Source organism: Gemmatimonadota bacterium (genome assembly GCA_039715185.1).
Taxonomy (GTDB): domain Bacteria; phylum Gemmatimonadota; class Gemmatimonadetes; order Longimicrobiales; family RSA9; genus DATHRK01.
The window spans coordinates 14,633-34,062 of sequence record JBDLIA010000031.1; the positions used below are offsets into that span (position 1 = coordinate 14,633).

16 protein-coding genes are annotated in these 19,430 nt (G+C 70.2%); 8 read left to right on the forward strand and 8 right to left on the reverse strand.

Going from position 1 to position 19,430, the window contains the following annotated elements:
* The first annotated feature begins 22 nt into the window (after positions 1-22).
* Positions 23-1,795: a hypothetical protein gene (locus tag ABFS34_07685; GenBank protein MEN8375314.1), complete on the forward strand. Its 1,773-nt coding sequence runs from the start codon at positions 23-25 to the stop codon at positions 1,793-1,795.
* Between the two features lie 9 nt (positions 1,796-1,804).
* Here the strand turns inward: ABFS34_07685 and ABFS34_07690 are convergent, their stop codons facing one another.
* Positions 1,805-3,109 (reverse strand): hypothetical protein, encoded by a 1,305-nt coding sequence (locus ABFS34_07690; protein ID MEN8375315.1) that lies wholly within the window; start codon positions 3,107-3,109, stop codon positions 1,805-1,807.
* Positions 3,106-5,175 (reverse strand): S8 family serine peptidase, encoded by a 2,070-nt coding sequence (locus ABFS34_07695; GenBank protein ID MEN8375316.1) that lies wholly within the window; start codon positions 5,173-5,175, stop codon positions 3,106-3,108. The genes ABFS34_07690 and ABFS34_07695 overlap by 4 nt, the downstream gene beginning before the upstream one ends.
* 441 nt (positions 5,176-5,616) lie before the next feature.
* Here ABFS34_07695 and ABFS34_07700 point away from each other — a divergent pair, with 441 nt between their 5' ends.
* Positions 5,617-6,006 (forward strand): hypothetical protein, encoded by a 390-nt coding sequence (locus tag ABFS34_07700; protein ID MEN8375317.1) that lies wholly within the window; start codon positions 5,617-5,619, stop codon positions 6,004-6,006.
* An 11-nt stretch (positions 6,007-6,017) separates the two neighbouring features.
* Here ABFS34_07700 and ABFS34_07705 read toward each other — a convergent pair whose 3' ends face one another.
* Positions 6,018-6,314 carry a hypothetical protein gene (locus ABFS34_07705; GenBank protein ID MEN8375318.1) on the reverse strand — a complete coding sequence of 99 codons (297 nt, stop codon included), beginning with the start codon at positions 6,312-6,314 and terminating at the stop codon, positions 6,018-6,020.
* A 154-nt stretch (positions 6,315-6,468) separates the two neighbouring features.
* Here ABFS34_07705 and ABFS34_07710 point away from each other — a divergent pair, with 154 nt between their 5' ends.
* Together ABFS34_07710 and ABFS34_07715 are read left to right on the forward strand one after the other, a co-directional pair.
* Positions 6,469-6,780 carry a hypothetical protein gene (locus ABFS34_07710; GenBank protein ID MEN8375319.1) on the forward strand — a complete coding sequence of 104 codons (312 nt, stop codon included), beginning with the start codon at positions 6,469-6,471 and terminating at the stop codon, positions 6,778-6,780.
* Between the two features lie 90 nt (positions 6,781-6,870).
* A complete protein-coding gene (locus ABFS34_07715) occupies positions 6,871-9,426 on the forward strand; it encodes a zinc-dependent metalloprotease (GenBank protein ID MEN8375320.1) in 2,556 nt (851 codons plus the stop codon).
* Between the two features lie 12 nt (positions 9,427-9,438).
* On the opposite strand, the gene ABFS34_07720 is transcribed toward ABFS34_07715, so the two are convergent.
* Positions 9,439-9,930 carry a phosphoglycerate mutase family protein gene (locus ABFS34_07720; GenBank protein MEN8375321.1) on the reverse strand — a complete coding sequence of 164 codons (492 nt, stop codon included), beginning with the start codon at positions 9,928-9,930 and terminating at the stop codon, positions 9,439-9,441.
* Between the two features lie 52 nt (positions 9,931-9,982).
* On the reverse strand, positions 9,983-11,305 hold the full coding sequence (locus ABFS34_07725) for a glycine--tRNA ligase (protein ID MEN8375322.1): 1,323 nt from the start codon (positions 11,303-11,305) through the stop codon (positions 9,983-9,985).
* 164 nt (positions 11,306-11,469) lie between these two features.
* Here ABFS34_07725 and ABFS34_07730 point away from each other — a divergent pair, with 164 nt between their 5' ends.
* The gene (locus ABFS34_07730) at positions 11,470-12,642 is read left to right on the forward strand and encodes a methylated-DNA--[protein]-cysteine S-methyltransferase (protein ID MEN8375323.1); all 1,173 of its coding nucleotides are present in this window, start codon (positions 11,470-11,472) and stop codon (positions 12,640-12,642) included.
* A gap of 4 nt (positions 12,643-12,646) precedes the next feature.
* Here the strand turns inward: ABFS34_07730 and ABFS34_07735 are convergent, their stop codons facing one another.
* Positions 12,647-13,756, reverse strand: a complete 1,110-nt coding sequence (locus ABFS34_07735; GenBank protein ID MEN8375324.1) for a glycerate kinase — start codon at positions 13,754-13,756, stop codon at positions 12,647-12,649.
* 62 nt (positions 13,757-13,818) lie between these two features.
* Positions 13,819-14,148 carry a hypothetical protein gene (locus tag ABFS34_07740; GenBank protein ID MEN8375325.1) on the reverse strand — a complete coding sequence of 110 codons (330 nt, stop codon included), beginning with the start codon at positions 14,146-14,148 and terminating at the stop codon, positions 13,819-13,821.
* Positions 14,149-14,345: 197 nt separating this feature from the next.
* Here ABFS34_07740 and ABFS34_07745 point away from each other — a divergent pair, with 197 nt between their 5' ends.
* On the forward strand, positions 14,346-17,219 hold the full coding sequence (locus tag ABFS34_07745; GenBank protein ID MEN8375326.1) for an insulinase family protein: 2,874 nt from the start codon (positions 14,346-14,348) through the stop codon (positions 17,217-17,219).
* A 43-nt stretch (positions 17,220-17,262) separates the two neighbouring features.
* Here the strand turns inward: ABFS34_07745 and ABFS34_07750 are convergent, their stop codons facing one another.
* Positions 17,263-17,484, reverse strand: a complete 222-nt coding sequence (locus ABFS34_07750) for a DUF2188 domain-containing protein (protein ID MEN8375327.1) — start codon at positions 17,482-17,484, stop codon at positions 17,263-17,265.
* Positions 17,485-17,928: 444 nt separating this feature from the next.
* On the opposite strand from ABFS34_07750, the gene ABFS34_07755 reads away from it, so the two are divergent.
* Together ABFS34_07755 and ABFS34_07760 are read left to right on the forward strand one after the other, a co-directional pair.
* Entirely contained in the window at positions 17,929-18,264 is a 336-nt protein-coding gene (locus ABFS34_07755; protein MEN8375328.1) for a hypothetical protein, read from the forward strand.
* Between the two features lie 243 nt (positions 18,265-18,507).
* The coding region (locus tag ABFS34_07760; GenBank protein MEN8375329.1) for a hypothetical protein at positions 18,508-19,430 on the forward strand (923 nt) is incomplete at its 3' end.

Genomic DNA, 19,430 nt, shown 5'->3' on the forward strand with positions numbered 1-19,430 from the left:
CCGCGCCGCCCGGAGTGACACGGTGAACGTGGCTCGCCTGGTCAAGGAGCTCCGGCGCCGGCACGTGTTCAAGGTGGCCGTCACCTACGCGATCGTGGCGTGGATCGCCATGCAGGTGGGTGAGGTGGCGTTTCCGCCGCTCGGGATCCCCGACTGGGCGCTGACGCTCGTCATCGTGCTCCTGGCGCTGTTCTTCCCGGTCGCGATCGTACTGGCGTGGGCTTTCGACATGACGGCGCAGGGTATCGTGCGGACGGGTCCCGTGGATGATCCCGTGGCGGCAAACGGGGCCGGCTCCTCGACTCCCGCGGTGGCAGCGACGACTTCCGCCCTGGCGGCGCAACCAGCTCCCGTCGAACCAGACGTCCTCGCCCGGTCTATCGTCGTGCTTCCGTTCGATAACATGAGCGCGGAGGCCGAGAACGAATACCTGAGCGACGGGATCGCCGAAGACCTGATCATCCAGTTGTCCAAGTTCGACGCCCTGCGGGTCATCTCCCGCGCGTCGGCGTGGCAGTACAAGGACAGAGGCGGAGGCGCCCGGGACATCGGTCGTGAGCTCGGAGTGGCCTACATTCTCTCGGGCAGCGTGCGTCGCAGCGGCGAACGCCTGCGGATCGCGGCCGAGCTCGTCGACGCGCGCAGCGACGACCACCTCTGGGCGGACACGTACGACCGGCAGTTGCGCGACCTGTTCGATATCCAGACGGACGTCGCCACGAGCATCGTCGCCGCCGTGGATGCCAGCCTGTCGCCGTCGGCCGCCGCTGTCGCCGAGCCGCTGGCCGCGCTCCCACCCGTGGCCGAGTCGGACCGACGCCGGTCCGCGCCTCCCACCAGCGATCTGGCCGCCTACGACCACTACCTGCGCGGCCGTCACCACTGGAACCGGCGTAGTCCGGAAGACCTGGAGCGGAGCATCGCGGAGCTGTCTCAGGCTGCTGGCATGGATCCCGATTTCATGCTCGCGCACGCCGGTCTCGCGGACTCCTACATCACGCTGGCGATCTACGGCGAGCGGGCTCCCCGTGACGTCATGCCGCTGGCCCGCGCCGCCGCGGACCGGGCCATGGCGCTCGATTCGGGCGCGGCGGAGTCGCTGACCGCCAGGGCCTGCGTGTCAGCGATCTTCGAGTGGGACTGGTCGCGCTCGGAGGTCGAGTTCGAGAGGGCGGTGCGGGCGAGTCCGCCTTACGTCACGGCCCGCATGTGGTACGCGATGCACCACCTGCTGCCGCTGAAGCGCTTCGCTGGCGCGCGCGCCCACCTGGACGCGGCGCTTCTGATCGACCCCCTGTCTGCCACGGTGCGCGTGAGCCGCGCCGCTCTCCGCTACTACGAGCGCGCCTACGAAGAGGCGATCGACGATCTGCTGGAAGTGATTCACGGACACTCGGATTTCGCACTCGCGCATTTGCTCCTGGGGCTCGCGCGCGTCGGAGCGGGAGCGGCGGACGAGGCCGTGGAGGCGCTGCTGCGCGCGCGCGAACTGGCGGGAGGAAGCGTGGAAGCGACGGTCGCGCTGGGTCAGGGTTTGGTCGCCCGCGGGCGGCAAGACGCCGCGCGCGGTCTCCTCGCGGAGCTGGTCGAGCGCGGATCCTCCGAGTATGTATCGGCCAGCCGGTTGGCGCAGCTATTCGTCGGACTCGGAGAACGCGAACGGGCTCTGGAGGCGTTGGCCCGCGCGGCCGAGGAGCGCGCCAGCGACCTGGTCTGGCTCGACGTCATGCCCGCGTTCGATCCGCTTCGGGATGATCCGGAGTTCGGTCGGCTGCGTGCGCTGGTCCTGCCCTGATCAGTCGATCTACACAGTGATGTCGCGCTTGGACCCCGACAGGAAGGAGTAGCGCAGGCGCCCGGCCGGCGCGTCGTTCTGAAAGTCGCGCACGCGCTGGCGCACGGCCTCCATGTGGGCGGCCCGCGTGGCGCTCGCGATGGCGGTGGGGCTGGAGCTGAACCAGAGCCTGAATGGCCGATCGACCTCCGGGTTGGAGCTCACCTCGTCCTCCGCACCCAGCCGCGACCGGAGCATCACGTCGATGATCGCCAGGTCCGGGTTGTCGTGGCCCCCGTCGGCGTTGATGATGTAGTGGTCGGCGGTGATCCGCTTGAAGAGCGTCTCGTCCATGTTGAACTCGGATCCATGGTGCGGGATCTTCAGCACGTCGACGTGCAAGCCGGCGCCCTCCCCGACCAGACCCGTCATCTCCAAGCCCTCGAGTAGCTCGTCCTGGTGTCCGTCGCCGGTGAGCAGAGTCGTCTTGCCGTCGGCCTCCACGTGCAGCATCAATGACGCCAGGTTCGGCAGCGTGACCTCGCCCCGGTCTCCGAGCTCCTTGGCCGCCAGCTGCAGCCGCGCACGGGCTGCTCCGAGCCCCGCCCCTTCGATCGCTTCCTCGTCCTCGCCGGCCTGGCCGCGGACCTCCTCCAGGACGTGCTCGTTGTCCTCGAGCCAGGTGTTCCACTCGTCGCGCAGCGCCTCGAGCTCTGCCTCGAACGGCGCCAGGACCCTCACCGTGAAGCCACCGAGCTGGAACGGTGCCTCGCCGGCGCGTGCCATCATGAGCTTGCCGCCGGCTGGCGGATTGAGCGGTATCCCGAGCTGGGCGCCTCCGACGCGGCGGGAGAGCTGGATCGCCTGCTTCTTGCTCAGGGCCAGGTCCGGTCGGCCGGCGCCGAACGCCTGCAGCGCCTCGTCGGGGTGGAAGGCCAGCACGCGCGTCATGGCGGCGAACAGGTCGGAAACGCGGCCTTCGTTGTCGTCCACCATCTCGTGAAACGCGTTGTGCCAGATCGCGCCGACGTCCGGCGGCTCGGGCGACTCGGGTGCGGGGTGGCTCGCGTTGCCGTTGGCGATCTGGTGCCGGTGCACGATCCAGCGTACGCGGTCGTCCATCATGCGCAGGATACCCTCGATGTGATCCCGGTCGATATGGCTCACACATACCGCGTCGAGCGTCCCGCCCTGGTCCCTCAGCTTGCCCATGAAGGGCGCCGCGTGATCGCGCCAGGTGTGGCTCCGGCCTCCGTCCACCAGGAGGCGCGAGTCGTCGTCGGCGGTCAGCAGGAGGCAGTCGCCCTCGGCCGAGTGGAAGAGCGTGATCTTCATGGCGTCACGTCCGTGCGTTGTCGCAGCGATTCGGCTTCGGCCACGCAACGCTCCGCGTCGATCTCGCCGAAGCCGGCGTCGTTTCGCCAGCGAAAGTCGGCGCCGGGAAGCGGTCGAGCCGTGCGCCGCATGATGCCGTGGATCTGGGCCGCGCTCAGCTCCGAGTCCACGGCGAGCATCAGAGCGGCCACGCCGCACACGAAGGGGCTCGCCATGCTGGTACCGGACATGCCGACCCACGCCGCCTCGGGATCGAAACCGCGCGCCGCCACGATCCCGGTGCCCGGCGCCGCGATGTCCGGCTTGAGGCGTCCGTCCCGCGTGGGGCCCTGGCTGGAGGTAGGGCTTACGCGGCCGCGCTCAGCGTCGAGGTTGGCGACCGACAGCACCCGCAGCCCACACGCGAGCGAGCTGACGGTCGAGTCGTCGACGTAGGTGCCTTCCTCGAAGAAGGACGGGAACCGCCACGCCTCACGCTCGCCGAAGGGTCCCAGGCGGCGGGGGTCGTCGCGCTCGATCCACGCGTGGAAGAAGCCGTCGTGGATCTCCTCGCCGATGAGGCGGACGATCCACTCGCCCGCCGGCACCCCCACGATCGCCTCTCGGGACAGCAGCGGGCTGAGGTATACGCCGACGTAGTTCTCACCGTTGGCGTGGTGGTACAGCTCGTTGTAGACGCTCACGTAGCTGCCATCGCCGAGCTGGTGATTCTCGATGAACTGTCCGGGCCGTACCGGCGGGAGCCAGTCCTGCTCCGGCGGCTTGACCTGCACCGAGAACCGGTCCTGCGCCGGGTGCCAGATCTCGAGCTCGTTCTCCGACAGATCCGCGATGCGGTTGCCGACGACGCGCCACCGCAGGTCGCGGGTCAGTCCCGCCGCGGGCACCCGGCCGCTGGCGTGGATGCGGCCCATGACGAAGCCCACGTCGCCTTCGAACAGCGGGTTCTCCTGCCCCGCGTTCCCGGCGGCCACGGACACGGCGCGGCCGCGCGTCGACAGCGCCGAGTCGATCCAACGGCTCAGCGCCGAGCTCGCGTCGTGGGCGTGTCCGTTCGTACCCAGGCTTATGTTGATCGAGACGGGCATGGGACCGAGCTCGAACGACAGGGCCAGGAGGTATTCGATCGCCTCCGCCACGCGCGTCGAGTCGTAGAACGACCGGCGTCGATCCATGTCCTCGTCGGTCAGGTCGACCAGGACGCCGGCGAGCAGCGCCTTCCGGCAGATGCCGCGGTTGCCGCCGGCTATGCTGGCCACGTGCGTGCCGTGCGATCCGGGTACCGTCTGGCTCTGCCGCTCGATTTCCTGCGCCGGCACGCCCAGCCCGGCCGAGGCGGCTATTGCGGCGTCGAGGTCGGCCCGGGTGAACTCGGCGCCGTAGTCGAATCCCCTCAGCCCATCGCCCCGGGCTTCGCTGCGCCCGGCCGGGCTCGGGCGCGCGGAGCCGCCCTGATCCCAGATTCGAGCCCAGCGCGTTCCTCCGCTCTCATCGAGGAAGTCGGCGTGGGCGAAATCGAAGCCTTGTACGTCGATGATCCCGATGAGGACGCCCGCTCCGTCGTGGTGCGCGGCGGCGGACCCGACGCGCCAGCGGTCGACCGCCGGCGCGGCCGGCGACCCGCCATGCACCAGCGGCGTCGGAGCCTTCAGCGCCTCGCCGGGCTCCAGGAACTGAACGTAGGGGTCGTCCAGGAGTTGGCCGAGCGCGTTCAAAGGCCGAGTCGTCGTTCGCAGGTTTGCTGTCCGGGCCGAAAAGTCGCCCGCCCAGCCCGCGGCGTCGTCGGACAGCGTGACGAACATGCTCACGTCGATTCCGGCGGGCACGCTCCGCAGTTTCCTCTTGCGGAGCTTCCCGGACAGCTTGTCGGCGTCCCGCAAGACCAGCGGCGCGGCGGCGTCCCCTCTCAGACGGGGCGTGGTGGTGGCGCCGCGGACGCGCAGGCAGCCGGCGTGCTCGGCGCGGATCGTGTTGACGGTCCGGCTGCCGTTCCGGATCATGCGCAGGCGCGGGTGAACCTTGATCGCGTCGGGGCCAAGCCACTTGGGGTCACGCGAACCGGACATGAGCGTCTCCGGGGGCCTAGTGTGCAACGGTACACTGGGTTGGTCCATGCGCGAGAGATAGTGTGCAGCGGTCGTGCCGCTCGCGCGAGGCCAGCGGGCTGCGGCGGCCATCGGTCCGAACGCGCCGCCGCTGCGGGCGTCGCAGGCCGACTCGACGGTTTCGAGTCACTCCGCGGCGGGCGCCATCCGGGCCCGTCCGGGACGCCGGCGTCCCACCTGGTGTGACGTATGTGTCCCGGGCGCGAGGTTTGGGCGACGACCTGCGATCGGGGGTACGAGGAGGACTCGGTCGCGTCGGAGGGCTCGTCCTGCCTCGACCATCAGGCGCGTTACGAGAACGGAGCGGCCGGCCCGCCCAGGGCCTGCCACCGAGTGGCATTATGGCAACCGGAGCCTCGTATGGAAGGTGGAATCTCCGTAGCAACAACTGGTCGGGTTCCCGTGAGAATCGTGGGGCTCCTTGCCGTGGCTACCGCCTCCTGCGGAGGTGGCATCACGGACTCCGGCGAAGACAATCAGTCGCCCACGGTCGTCGTGCTCTCGGCGCCCGCCGTGGCGGCGGTCGCCCTGCCTGTCGCTTTCACAGTGCTGGCGACCGATCCCAATGAAGCGCCCGGCTTCCTGCTGGAGCGCATCATCGCCCAATACGGAGATGGCGCGGTGGATACCGCCTTCGTGGGAGGTGACAGCACCCAGGTGACTTTCTCCCACACTTATCCCACGGTCGGCGGGCGCACGGTGACGTTCACGGCGGAGGATCTGGAAGGGCTATCCGGCCAGACCAGTACGGCCATCTCCATCATCCAGCCGGACCCGGCCGTCGCGCCCTGAGCCAGGCGCGTCTAGGCTTCTGAAGACCCGCTCGTCCGATCGTGCTCCCGCGGCGCGGTGAGTTGGCGGTCGTACTCGTGGGCGTCGGCGAGCCTGCGCACGGAAGCGCCCAACTCGGACAGCTCGGCTTCGATCATCGTCAGGCGGTGCTGCGCGTCTTCGTCCGGCTTCTTCCCCGCGAGACCCTCGCGGAGCATGATGATCGCCTCGACGATGGGCTTTAGAGCGAATCGAGAAGTCAACGCGAGCGCGGGCAGGACGATGATGGCGAACACCGCGACGACGGCGAGGAATTCCTCTACGTCCATGGCTGGGCTCCTGATTGCGCGATGCGGTGACACGGATCAGCGGTGCCAACGTACGGTACGCCATGGCCCGGTGTTTCGGGAAGGCCGCCGGCGCGACGCCGTAGGCCGCGGGCGGGCTCGATAGGACGAGATCTTCAACCAACAGAGAGGGCGCATGGACCCAGAAGTGATTGCCCCCGCGATCCTGACGCTGGTGCTGATTCTGACGGTGGCGGGCGTCGTCCTGCTGCGGCCGCTGGCCAAACACCTAGGACTGCTGCTCGAAGCCATGGCGAGAGAGAAGGCGGGCGGGGCGCCCAAGCTGGACACTCAACTGAGCCAGATCCGCGACATGCTGCAGACTCAGGGCGATCGCCTGGCCCTCATGGAGGAGCGCATCGAGTTCACGGAGGCCCTCGTGCGTCGCCGCGACCCCGCCGCGCTGCCAGGCGTGCAAGGGCCCGAGGAGAGCGCGGGGGAAGCCTAGCCGGGACCCGCCGGCCGCGCCTCGCGGGACCGGCGATAGCATGTCATGTTGCGCGCCCGGTAAGGACCCATCCCCCTGCCTGGAGCCAGCATGCTCTCCGCATACGCCTCGGTGGCCCGCGCCATTGCCCGCGCCGCTCGACTTTCCCTGACCCTCGCATCGAGCGCGGTCGGCGTGGTACTCGTCCTGCTCACGTTCGCCTCACCCTTTCTGGGCAAGGCCGACGCGGCGGGGCTATCCGTCGCGCTCGTCGCGCAGGAGTCCGATGCCCTCCCGTCGATCGACGAGAAGACCCGTGGCATGGACAAGCGCGACGGCTTCCTGCCGGTCTACTGGGACGCGGACGAGGGCAAGATCTGGCTCGAGGTGCCATCGCTCGAGGAAGAGCTTCTCTACGTCGAGTCGCTCGCCGCGGGCGTGGGGTCGAACGACATAGGCCTGGACCGGGGGCAACTCGGCGGGGAGCGCGTGGTGCGGTTTCAGCGGGTGGGCAGGCGGGTGCTCATGGTCCAGCCCAACTACGCCTACCGCGCCCAGACGCCCAGCGCCGCCGAGCGCCGGGCGGTCAGGGACGCGTTCGCCACGTCGGTCCTGTGGGGCTTCGAGGTGGCGGCCGAGCAGGACGGCAGGGTCCTCGTCGACGCGACGGACTTCGTCCTGCGCGACGCCCACGACGTGAGCGGGACACTCGACGGCACGGGCCAGGGATCCTATCGGCTGGAGAAGAGCAGGAGCGCGCCGTACCTGGAGCGCACCAAGGGGTTTCCGGACAACACCGAGATCGAGGCCACGCTGACCTTCACGGGCGATGATCCGGGGGCGTGGCTGCGCTCCGTCACGCCCACGCCCGAGGCCCTCACGGTGCGCCAGCGGCACTCCTTCATCCGGCTGCCGCCGCCGGGCTACGAGCCTCGAGAGAGCCACCCGGGCGCCGGGTTCTTCGGCATCGCCTACGCCGACTACGCTATGCCCATCGACGAGCCGATCACCAAGCGCTTCATAGCCAGGCACAGGCTCGAGAAGCGTGACCCGGCGGCGGCCGTGAGCGAGGCCGTCGAGCCCATCGTCTACTACGTGGACCCGGGCGTGCCCGAGCCGATCCGAGGCGCGCTCGTGGACGGCGCGGCGTGGTGGGCCGAGGCCTTCGAGGCCGCCGGCTACCGGGACGCGTTTCGCGTGGAGATCCTGCCGGACGGCGCGGACCCGATGGACGTGCGCTACAACGTGATCCAGTGGGTGCACCGTGCCACGCGCGGCTGGAGCTACGGCGCCAGCGTGAGCGACCCGCGCACCGGCGAGATCATCAAGGGGCACGTGAGCCTGGGGTCGCTACGCGTCAGGCAGGACTTCCTGCTGGCCGAAGGACTGCTTGCGCCCTACGAACGGGGAGACGAGGCGCCCCCCGAGCTGGCCGCCATGGCGCTCGCGCGCATCCGCCAGCTCAGCGCGCACGAGGTGGGTCACACAATCGGCCTCGCCCACAACTACATCGCCAGCGCGCAGGGCCGCGCCTCGGTGATGGATTACCCGCACCCGCTCGCGCGGCTGACCGATTCCGGGGAGATCGACCTCTCCGACGCCTACGACTCGGGCGTGGGCGAATGGGACGTGGTCGCGGTGGCTTACGGCTATCAGGACTTCGCGGAAGGGACCGATGAGCCGGCGGCGCTGGAGGAGGTCATTTCCTCCGCCCGCGCGCGCGGCATCACGTTCGTGTCCGACCAGGACGCGCGCCCCGCGGGCAGCGCGCACCCGCAGGTGCACCTCTGGGACAACGGCACCGACGCGGCCGCCGAGCTCGAGCGCATGATGGACGTGCGCCGCGCGGCTCTCGACCGCTTCGGCGAGCGCGCCATCCGCGCGGGCCGCCCCATGGCCACCATGGAAGAGGCGCTCGTGCCGCTCTACCTGCACCATCGCTATCAGGTGGACGCGGCGGCCAAGGTGCTCGGGGGCCTGGAGTACTCCTACGCCCTGCGCGGAGACGGGCAGGCCGCGCCCAGCCCGGTACCCGCTTCGGCTCAGCGGCGGGCGCTGGCCGCATTACTGCGGACGCTCAGCCCCGCCGAGCTGGCGCTGCCCGAGGGCGTCGCGACCGCAATCCCGCCGCGCCCCTTCACGTACGGTCCGCACCGCGAGCTCTTCGACCGGTGGACCGGGCTGACCTTCGACGCGGTGTCGCCCGCCGCGGCCGCCGCGGACGTCACCCTCGGCATGCTCCTGCACGGGCAGCGCGCCGCGAGGCTGATCCAGCAGAACGCCTTCGACGGCTCCCTGCCGGGGCTGGCCGAGGTGATGGAGCGACTTGTCGACGCCGCGTGGGACGCGCGCCCCGCCGACGCCTATCAGGCCGAGGTCGCGCGCGCGGTGCGGCGCGCGGTGGCGGAGCACCTCATGGCCATGGTTGCCGGCGCGGACGCCCCGCAGGTCCGGGCCGAGGCATTGCTTGCGCTGGAAGAAGTAGCCGCGCGCGCCCGCCGTGACGCCGACGCCGCGGCCGTACCCGCGGACCGGGCGGCGGGCCTCCTGCTGGCGCGCGACCTGGAGCGCTTCGCGGACGACCCCGAGGATTTTGCCCGGCCACCGTCCCGCGTCGGTCCGCCGCCGGGCAGTCCGATCGGGGAGGAGGCCGGCTGGCGCCGTTGAGCGGCTAGTCCACTAGTAGCGCTCGACCCGGGCGGCGGCGAAGCCGTCGGGGCGGACGATTATCCGGTACAGCCGGTCGTACTCCTCCTCGGGCATGGGGTCGGCCGGCTGACCGGTGAGCTCCGCCACGAGCGCGGGCGTCGTATTGGAGTGCCCGACCACCAGAATCACCCGCTCGGTGGCCGCCAGTAACGCCTCGGCCAGGCCGGGAATGTCGCGCGGGTCGTAGATCTCGATCTGGACCCCGGCGGCGGTCGCGGTGGGCGCCGCCGTGTCCCTGGTGCGGATGAAGTCGCTGCTCAGGACCCGCTCCACGCCAGCGCCCGCGAGCAACGCCGCGAGCGCCTGCGCGCGCTCGACGCCCGCTTCGGTCAGGGCCGGATCGCGACTCCCGTCGTCCACCTTCTCGGCGTGGCGCACCGCGACGATCAGCCGCTCGCCTGCCGCAGCCGGCGCCGGGGCCGGGGTGGACCCGCCTCCGTAGCCGCCGCAGGACGCGAACACGAGCGCCGCGGCCGCTAGCCCGGGCCACCGTGCTCGGCCGCTTCGGCCCCGGCTACGCCACACGTTCCGCCACCCAGTCCGGGACGCGGTCCAGCGACACCCGCTCCTGCGCGAGCGTGTCGCGGTCTCGGATCGTCACGGTATCGTCCTCGTTTGTCTGTCCGTCGATCGTCGCGCAGAAAGGCGTGCCCGCCTCGTCCTGGCGCCGGTAGCGTTTGCCGATGGACCCGCTGGCGTCGTAGAAGGAGGGAATACCGCGCGCACGGAGGCCCTCGTGCAGCCGGGTGGCGAGCTCCGGCAGGCCGTCCTTCTTGACCAGCGGAAACACCGCCACCTTGATCGGCGCGAGCTTCGGGTGCAGCGACAGCAGCACGCGCTGCTCGCCCTCCACTTCGTCCTCGCGGTAGGCGTCGGCCAGGACCACCAGCGTGGTACGATCCGCCCCCGCCGAGGTCTCGACCACGTACGGGATGTAGCGCTTGGCGCGGTCCACCGGGTCCACGTACTCGAGCTTCTTGCCGGCGTACTCCTGGTGCCGGCTGAGGTCGAAGTCCGTGCGGTTGTGGATCCCCTCGAACTCCTGCCAGCCGAAGGGCAGCTCGTACTCGATGTCGAACGCGGTCTTGGCGTAGTGCGCCAGCTCGTCGGGCCCGTGCTCGTGGAAGCGCAACTTCTCCTCGCGAATCCCGAGCGACTTCACCCAGGCCATGCGCTGCTCCATCCAGTACTCGAACCACTCCTCGTCGGTGCCGGGCTCGACGAAGAACTGCATCTCCATCTGCTCGAACTCGCGCGTCCGGAAGATGAAGTTGCCGGGCGTGATCTCGTTGCGGAATGCCTTGCCGATCTGGGCGATTCCGAACGGCACGCGCTGCCGGCTGGTGGTCAGCACGTTCTGGAAGTTGACGAAGATCCCCTGCGCCGTCTCCGGACGCAGATAGACCGTGGCGGCGTCCTCCTCGACCGGCCCCATGAAGGTCTTGAACATGAGGTTGAACTGACGCGGTTCGGTGAACGTGTCGCGCTTGCCGCAGGAGGGGCACTGGCCGTCCTGCACGTCGGCGTGGTCGGCGCGAAAGCGCCGGTGGCAGTTGCGGCACTCGATCAGCGGATCCGTGAAGCCTTCCACGTGGCCGCTCGCCTCCCACACGCGCGGGTGCATGAGGATCGCCGCGTCGAGCCCCTCGATGTCGTCGCGAGCCCGGACCATGGCGTTCCACCACGCGTCCTTGACGTTCTTCTTGAGCTCCACCCCCAGCGGGCCGTAGTCCCACACCGAGCCCGTGCCGCCGTATATCTCGGAAGACTGGAAGACGTAGCCGCGTCGCTTGCACAGCGACACGAGCTTGTCCATCAAAGGGTTGTCCTGAGCCATCAGCCCGATCGGGGTTGCGCCCGGCGCGCGCCGGGATCTGGTCTTCGCCGTATCGAAAAGTGGGGCGCGCAAGGTAGCGTGCATGCGGGAGGGTGGTCCAGCCCGAAAATACCTTGTTGATTCTCCGGTGGAGCGCGCCCGCGGAAAGCCGCATATTGCCTCCCATGAACATGCAAACAGCCGTACCCACGCAGCTCGACCAGGCGCACCGGAATCCGGCCAGGGGCACGGCCGGCCCGCCTGCCTCGGGCGAGCCTCGCTCGGCGGAGGCGCGGAGCCTGCCGCCGGAACCCGAGATGTACGACGCGCTCCGGCGCGGCGACTCCCGTTACGACGGCGTGTTTTTCGCGACCGTACGGACCACGGGAATCTTCTGCCGGCCGTCGTGCTCGGCGCGCACTCCCCTCCGGCGCAACGTGGAGTTCGTGTCGGACACACGGGAGGCGCTGTTGCGCGGGTACCGCCCGTGCCTGCGCTGCCGGCCGCTCGAGCCGCCGGGTGCGCCGCCGCGCTGGCTGCGCCCTTTGTTGGCGCGGGTCGAGAAGGAGCCGACGCGGCGCTGGCGCGACCAGGACCTGCGCGACCTGGACGTCGACCCCACGCGCGCTCGCCGCTGGTTCCAGCGGCACCACGGCATGACCTTCCACGCCTACCAGAGGGCCCGGAGGCTCGGGTCCGCGCTGGGCCATCTGCAGTCCGGCGGTCGAGTTACGGAAGCGGCGTTCGGCCACGGCTGGGAATCCTTGAGCGCCTTCCACGAGGCGTTTCGGGACGCGCTCGGCACCACCCCAGGCCGCGCAGGCGGAGGGCGGATGGTGCGAGTGCACCGGATCCTGACGCCCCTGGGGCCGATGCTGGCGGGCGCGACCGACGCGGGGCTCTGCCTACTCGAGTTCGTGGATCGGCGCATGCTCGCGTCCCAGATCCGCACCCTGACGCGCATCCTCGACTGCGCCTTCGTCCCGGGCACCAACGAGGTCGTCGAGCAGGCCGAGAGTGAGCTCGGCGAATACTTCGCGGGCCACCTGACGCGCTTTTCGGTGCCCGTCGAGCTGCCGGGTACGCCGTTTCAGCGGCGCGCCTGGGACGCCCTCACGCGGATTCCGTTCGGGGAGACGCGCAGCTATGCGGACCAGGCCCATGCGATCGGCAAGCCCTCCGCGGTGCGCGCGGTGGCGCGCGCCAACGGCTCGAACCGCGTGGCGGTGATCGTGCCCTGCCACAGGGTCATCGGCAAGGACGGCAAGCTGAGCGGGTACGGCGGCGGCGTGTGGCGCAAGCGGAGGTTGCTGGAGCTGGAGGCGCGCGTGTCCGCGGGCTGGCCCCAGCGCGCCTGAGTCTCTAGCAGGTCGCGGCCAGCGCCGCCCGCACCCCGTCCTCCGCAAGCGCGGCCAGCTCGGCCGGGCCGAGCTGGTCGCCGCCTCCCGCGCGCACCACGACGCCGGCTGCGGGCGGAGCGCTGGACCGTCCCGCGACTACCACCGCCGGGACACCCGCGGCGCGCGCTCTCGCCACCAGGACCCCCACGACCTTTCCCAGCGAGGTCTGGCGGTCGTAGGCGCCTTCCCCCGTGAGCAGGACCCGGGCTCGCGCGAGCCGCCGGTCGAACCCGATCGCGTCCAGAACCCACGCCGCGCCCGGCTCCAGCCGCGCGCCCAGGAACGCCACCGCGCCGGCGCCGAGTCCCCCCGCGGCGCCTCCTCCGGGAAGCTTCGCCACGCGCACGCCCAGCTCCTGCGCGATCCGCTCGGCCAGGTTCGCCAGACCCTCCTCCAGCGCCGCGACCGCCTCCGGCGAAGCGCCCTTCTGCGGCGCGAAGACGCGAGCGGCTCCCGCCGGCCCGGTGAGCGGCGCCGCCACGTCGGCGAGCGCGATGATCTCACGCGCCCCCGCGCCCAGCGCCTTTTGCCCGGCCTCGGGGGGGACGAGCCGGCGCAGGGTTGGCAGGCCCGACGCCCCGTCGGCGATGGGCCGCCCGCGCGCGTCAAGAAGCCGCCAGCCGAGAGCCCTCGCCATGCCGGCGCCGCCGTCCACCGTGGCCGAACCGCCCAGGCCCAGCACGACGCGTCCGGTTGGCGAGCCCTCGGAAGCCGCCCGCAGAAGCTCGCCCACCCCCCGCGTGGAAGCCCGCAGGGGGTCGCGGCCCTCGCGCGGGACGAGGTGCAGCCCGCACGCCTCCGCCGCCTCGACGACCAGGTAGTCTTCCGCGGCCAGGTAACGCGCGTCCAGCACCTCGCCCAGCGGCCCGCGGACGGCCGAGACGCGCCACTCGCCGCCGCGCTCGGCGGCCAGCGCCTCCAGCAGGCCGTTGCCTCCGTCGGAGACCGGCAAGGAAATGATAGAGAGATCCGCCCCTACGGCCCCTACGGCCGCTCGGGCGCCCCGGGCGAGGGCGCGGGTCGCCTCGGCCGCCGACAGCGAGCCCTTGAACGCCGTGGGACATACGAGCACGGCGTCACGGCGCGGCGCCTGCGCCGGGCCGGACGCGGCGCCCGCGGCGGGCGGGGTGGGGGTCAGCGGGCGGGCGGAGGGGCGCCGCGAACCGGCCGCGGGCTCGGCTCGGGCGGTCCGGTTTCTATCCTGAACAGCTCCAGCCTGTGGGCCGCGACGATGTAGCCAACCCAGGCCACGACTACGCCGTACGCCGGAACCGCCAGCACCCCCGCCGAGGGGACCAGCAGCAAGGACGCGAAGAAGAACACCATGCCGGCTCCCAGCAGGCTGAAGTCGAGGGTTTCTTCGATCGTGGACTTGAACCGTCCGAGGGCCACGGCTGCCCCGGCACCGGCGAAGAACGCGCCGCTGAAGAGCACGAGGAAGATGCGCCAGCCAGGGGTGAGCACGCGGTATACTCCAGACTCGGAACTTGCGGGCCACTGCTTCTAATGTCGCTCCAACGGGGAGCTTGGCAAGGGCGCCGTGCGCCCGACCCGACCTTGCAGGTTGCCTCGCATCGGGCAGACGCACCATGTTGACCAAAGGCGCCTCACGGCGCCCGCATCGTTACCGCCGGACGGTCCTACCAGCAGGAGATTCCACCATGCCTCGTGGTCACCCGCGCGCGACCCTTCTCGGCGCCGCCTGCGCCCTCCTCGTCCTGCCCGCGGCCGCGTCGGCCCTGCAGGCTGCCGACCAGGTCGAACCCTCGCTGCCGGCTTCGCCGCTGGACACGGAGCCGCTGGAGGCCGAGCTGCCGCTCGATCCGGCCGTTCGCTCGGGCGTCCTAGAGAATGGACTGCGGTTCTTCATCCGCGCCAACGACGAGCCTCGCGCCCGCGCCGATCTGCGTCTCGTCGTGAACGCCGGCTCGGTCCTCGAGGACGCCGACCAACTGGGTCTGGCGCACTTCGTCGAGCACATGGCGTTCAACGGCACGCGCCGTTTCACGGGGCTCGAGCTGCGTACCTACCTGGAGTCGATCGGCATGCAGTTCGGCCCCGATGTGAACGCCTACACGAGCTTCGATGAGACCGTCTACATGCTGCACGTCCCGACCGACTCGGCGGGCCTGCTGGAGCGCGCGTTCGACGTGCTCGAAGACTGGGCCGGCGCTCAGGTGTTCGATGCCGAGCAGGTGGAGCTGGAGCGCGGCGTGGTGATAGAGGAATGGCGCGTCGGCCGGGGCGCCGGGGCGCGCGTCCGGGACGAGCAGTTTCCCCTGATCTTCCACGGCTCACGCTACGCGGAGCGCCTTCCGATCGGCACGCCCGAATCCCTGGAGTCCTTCGAGCCGGCGGCCCTGGAGCGATACTACCGCGACTGGTATCGACCCGGCTTGATGGCGGTGGTCGCGGTGGGGGACTTCGACGCCGACAGCGTGGAGGCGCTCGTGCGGGAGCGTTTCTCGCGGCTCCAGCCGGCCTCCTCTCCGCGAGCGCGCGACACGCACGCCGTGCCCGGCCACGATGACGTGTTGGTCTCCATCGCCACGGACCCCGAGCTGACGCAGACGCAGGTGGCCGTGTACCACAAGCTGCCCAGGCCTGAAGATCTGACCGTGGGCGACTACAGGCGCCAGCTGATCGAGCGGCTGTACAACGGCATGATCAATCAGCGCCTCGACGAGCTGCGCCGGCTGCCGGACGCCCCGTTCCTGTTCTCTTTCTCCAACAGGGGAGGGCTGGGGCGCACCCGTTCGGTGTACTCCCTGGGGGCGATGGTGCCGGAAGGCGGCGTGCTGCGCGGGCTGGACGCGGTGCTCACGGAGGCCGAGAGGGTAGCCCGCCACGGCTTCACCGCGACCGAATTGGACCGCGCCAAGACGAATCTCCTGCGCGGCCTCGAGAGCGCGTACGCCGAGCGGGAGAATCAGCCATCGGGTCGACTGGTCGCGGCCTACACGGCGCACTACCTGAACGGCAACGCCGTCCCGGGAATCGAAGCCGATTACCGGCTCGCGCTCCGGTTCGTACCCGACGTGACGCTGGACGAGGTCGACGGGCTCGCCTCGGGCTGGATCACCGAGCACAACAGGGTGGTGCTTGTGTCTGGGCCCGCCAAGGAGGGGCTCGACATGCCTACCGAAGGTGAGCTGCTCGACGTCTTCGATGCGGTAGCCGGACGCGACATCGAGCCCTTCGAGGATGACGTCGCGCTGGGGCCGCTGGTTGAAGCTCCACCGGAGCCGGGGGGGATCGCGGACGAGATCATCCACGATCGGGTCGGCGTGACCGAGTGGCGCCTCTCCAACGGCGCGGTCGTGTTTCTGAAGCCCACCGAATTCAAGGACGACGAGATCCTGTTCAGCGCCCTCAGCCCGGGCGGCTCGTCCCTTTACGACGATCGAGACGTGAACTCCGCCGCGTACGCCAGCGGCATCATGACGGAGGGCGGCCTGGGCGCGCTGAATCGGACGGAGCTGCGCAAGGCGCTCACCGGCAAGGCGGCGTCCGCGCGGCCCTATGTCTCCCCCTACTCGGAAGGCTTCAGCGGCGAGGCATCGCCCCGCGATCTGGGCACGCTCTTCGAACTCGTGCACCTGATCTTCACCGCGCCCCGGGAAGACGCGGATGCGTTCGACGCGTGGCGCTCGCGCATGATCGAGTTCACCCGCAACCAGGGAGCCACGCCCCTGCGGGCGTTCTTCGACACGCTCAACACGACGCTCTCTCAGGGCCATCCGCGTGCGCGGCCCTCGACGCCCGAGACGTTCGAGTCGCTGGAGCTCGCGGAAGCGGCGCGCATATACCGCGAACGATTCGCGGACGCAGACGATTTCGCCTTCTTCCTGGCGGGCACGTTCGCCCTGGACGAGGTGCGGCCGCTGGTCGAACGCTGGATCGCCAGCCTGCACTCGGTCTCCGGCTCGGAGGACTGGATCGATCGCGGCATCCGGCCGCCCGAGGGCGTGATCAGGAAGACCGTGCGCAAGGGTCAGGAGGAGCAGGGCCGCACGCAGATCGTCTTCACGGGGCCAATGGAGTGGACTCGGCAACGCTCGCACGACGTCTCGTCGATGGCGGAGCTGCTGCAGATCCGGTTGCGTGAGAAGCTCCGGGAGGACATGGGCGGCACCTACGGCGTAGGCGTGAGCGGCAACCTCAGCAGGGATCCCTGGGAGAACTACTCCGTGCGCATCGGCTTCGCGGCCGATCCGGCGCGGCTGGACGAGTTGAGTCAGGAGGTGTTCCGGCAGATAGACCTATTGCGCGGCTCGCCACCAACGGAGGAGGAGGTGGCGACGGTGCGCGAGATCCAGCGCCGGAACCGCGAGACGGCATTGCGCCAGAACGGCTTCTGGAACGGCGCGCTGTCCAGTCTGTGGTGGCAGGAAAGGGAATTCGGAGAGCTACTCGACTTCGACGAGCGGCTCGAGGGGCTGACGGCGGAAGGGATTCACTCCGCGGCGACCGCGGCCCTGCGAACCGACAACTTCGTGCAGGTGACCCTGCTGCCCGAGGAGGAGTCCACCTGAGAAGGGCGGTGATCGGCCTCCTCGTCGGCTGTGGTGCCCGGAGCTATTGAACGGCCAGCTGGCCTCCGTACGTCCGCTCCTCTTCGACCGTGCCGTCCAGGCGCCGGATGACGATCTTGCTCGGCAGGTTTGCGCGCGCCAGGCCGGCGCAGCGGTCTTCGGCGGATTCCCGCGTGTAGTGGAAGCTGTCCGTCTTGGAGGCGGCCGTTCGGACCGACCACCGCCCCCCGGTCGTGGGAATCACCTCGTACAGGCTGTGCACCATTCGGACCCTCCGTCTGTCGACCGACCGATACGAAAGGTCGGCTTCCCTTCCTCCAGGTTGAGGCGGATCTCGTCCGCGGCCCCTCAATCGGTCAAGCGCCGTGCCAACTTCGCCGGTTTTCGCCGGGGGATCGCAACCCGTTACCCTTTAATCGTTTAGCGATAATCCGTCGAAGCGACCGGCCGCGTCCGTCGTAATGTTCCTTTACGCTTGCTTCGGAACGTATCGTTCGGCGGACTCGCGCAAGGCTGGGGCAGAGGCCGCGCCGGCGAGTCGGGGGAGAGTCACCACCGCCAGGAAAGTGACGAGCGGGCGCTTTCGAGCGTCACGGCGTACACGCGCTCGGCCGTTTCGGAGCCGAGCCGTCCCCGGTATGTTCTGGGTGCAGAGCCGCGTCCACCCCGCCCGTCACGCGGCCCGTCTGGGACATTCAACGTGGAAGCGATGCCGCAAATTCCCAGCGATCTCGTCACGGTCGTCTATCCCGTCGGCGGAATCCTCGCCGGAATCGGGATGTTCATGTTCTTCTTCTTGTGGACGACCATCGCCGTTCGGCGCCAGGGTGCGCGCGTTCGAAACCCGTTTCGGACCGTGCTCCGACACGCGATCCTGGGCACGATCGTCGGGCTTCTGGTCGCGATCGACTCCTGGTCGCTGTTGGGTCCGCTGCGCTGGCCGGTCGCGATCGCGGTGGTCGGAATCGCGGCTCTGGCGACGTTCAGCGCGCTGGGCAAGCACCTCTGGTCGCCGCCCAAAAAAAGGCCGCCAGGGGCCCAGTAGGCGGGCGCTGGCATCACGAAACCATTGATCGACACCGCCCGGCGCGGTTAGATTCTTGGTCCGGCCGCGAGTCGCGGCCTCTCCCCCACATAGCAACGCGGAAGCATTCGTACGCCCATCAGGCGCGGTGGCTGCCCTCTCCGGTGGTCGCGCCAGGGCATCGCTACCGCGTGCACGCCTCGGGTCCGATTACGGCCTGGCTCGGTCCGCAGCGGCGAGTATCGACAGCCAATGGAGGTCCCAATGAGGGTACGGTCATCCACCCGTGCGATGACTCTCCCCGTACTCTTGGGCGTCCTCTTCGGATACGGCTGCGACAGCGCCACTGACCTGGCTTCGCCCGGGTTCGCGCCGTCGCAATCAGCTTTCGAAGCGGGGTACGCCCTGCAGGATCTGGGGACGCTCGGAGGAGCGTTCTCGAACGCGTTCGAGGTCAACGACGCCGGCCACGTGGTCGGCCGGTCTCAGACGGCCGAAGGCGCTACCCACGCGTTCCTCTTCGCGGACGGCGCCATGTCCGACCTGGGCTCGCCCGGTGCGGGCAGCAGCGAGGCGTGGCTCATCGGCGACGGCGGCCATATCGCCGGCATCTTCCGCGACGGCGGCCAGACCCGCGCCGTGGCGTGGATCGGCGGGGTCCCCGCGGATCTCGGCACCCTGGGCGGTTCGTTCAGCGCGCCCACCGCGGTCAGTCCGTCGGGCGTGGTGGTCGGCTGGAGCGAGACCGCGACGGACGACCGGCGCGCGTTCCGCTGGACCGCGGGGTCCGGCCTCATCGACCTGGGCACGCTCGGCGGAGCCGAATCCGCCGCGCTGGGCATCAACGGCTCGGATGACGTCGTCGGCTGGGCCAGGGACGCGTCCGGCAACGAGCACGCCGTGATCTGGCCCTCGGCGGGGGGACTCGTCGACCTCGGGACCCTGGGCGGTTTGTTCAGCGAGGCCCTGGCGATCAACGACGCGGGCCAGGTGGCCGGCACCGCGCAGACGGCGGCCGGCGCCATGCACGCGTTCCTGTGGAGCTTCGCCACGGGCATGAAGGATCTTACCCCGACGCTGTCCGGCGCCGCGGAGGCCGTCGCGGTGAACGAGGCCGGGCAGGCGGCGGTACGGGTCACCTCGCAGAGCGATCGCGCCTTCCTGTGGGACGGGGCACAGCTCATGGA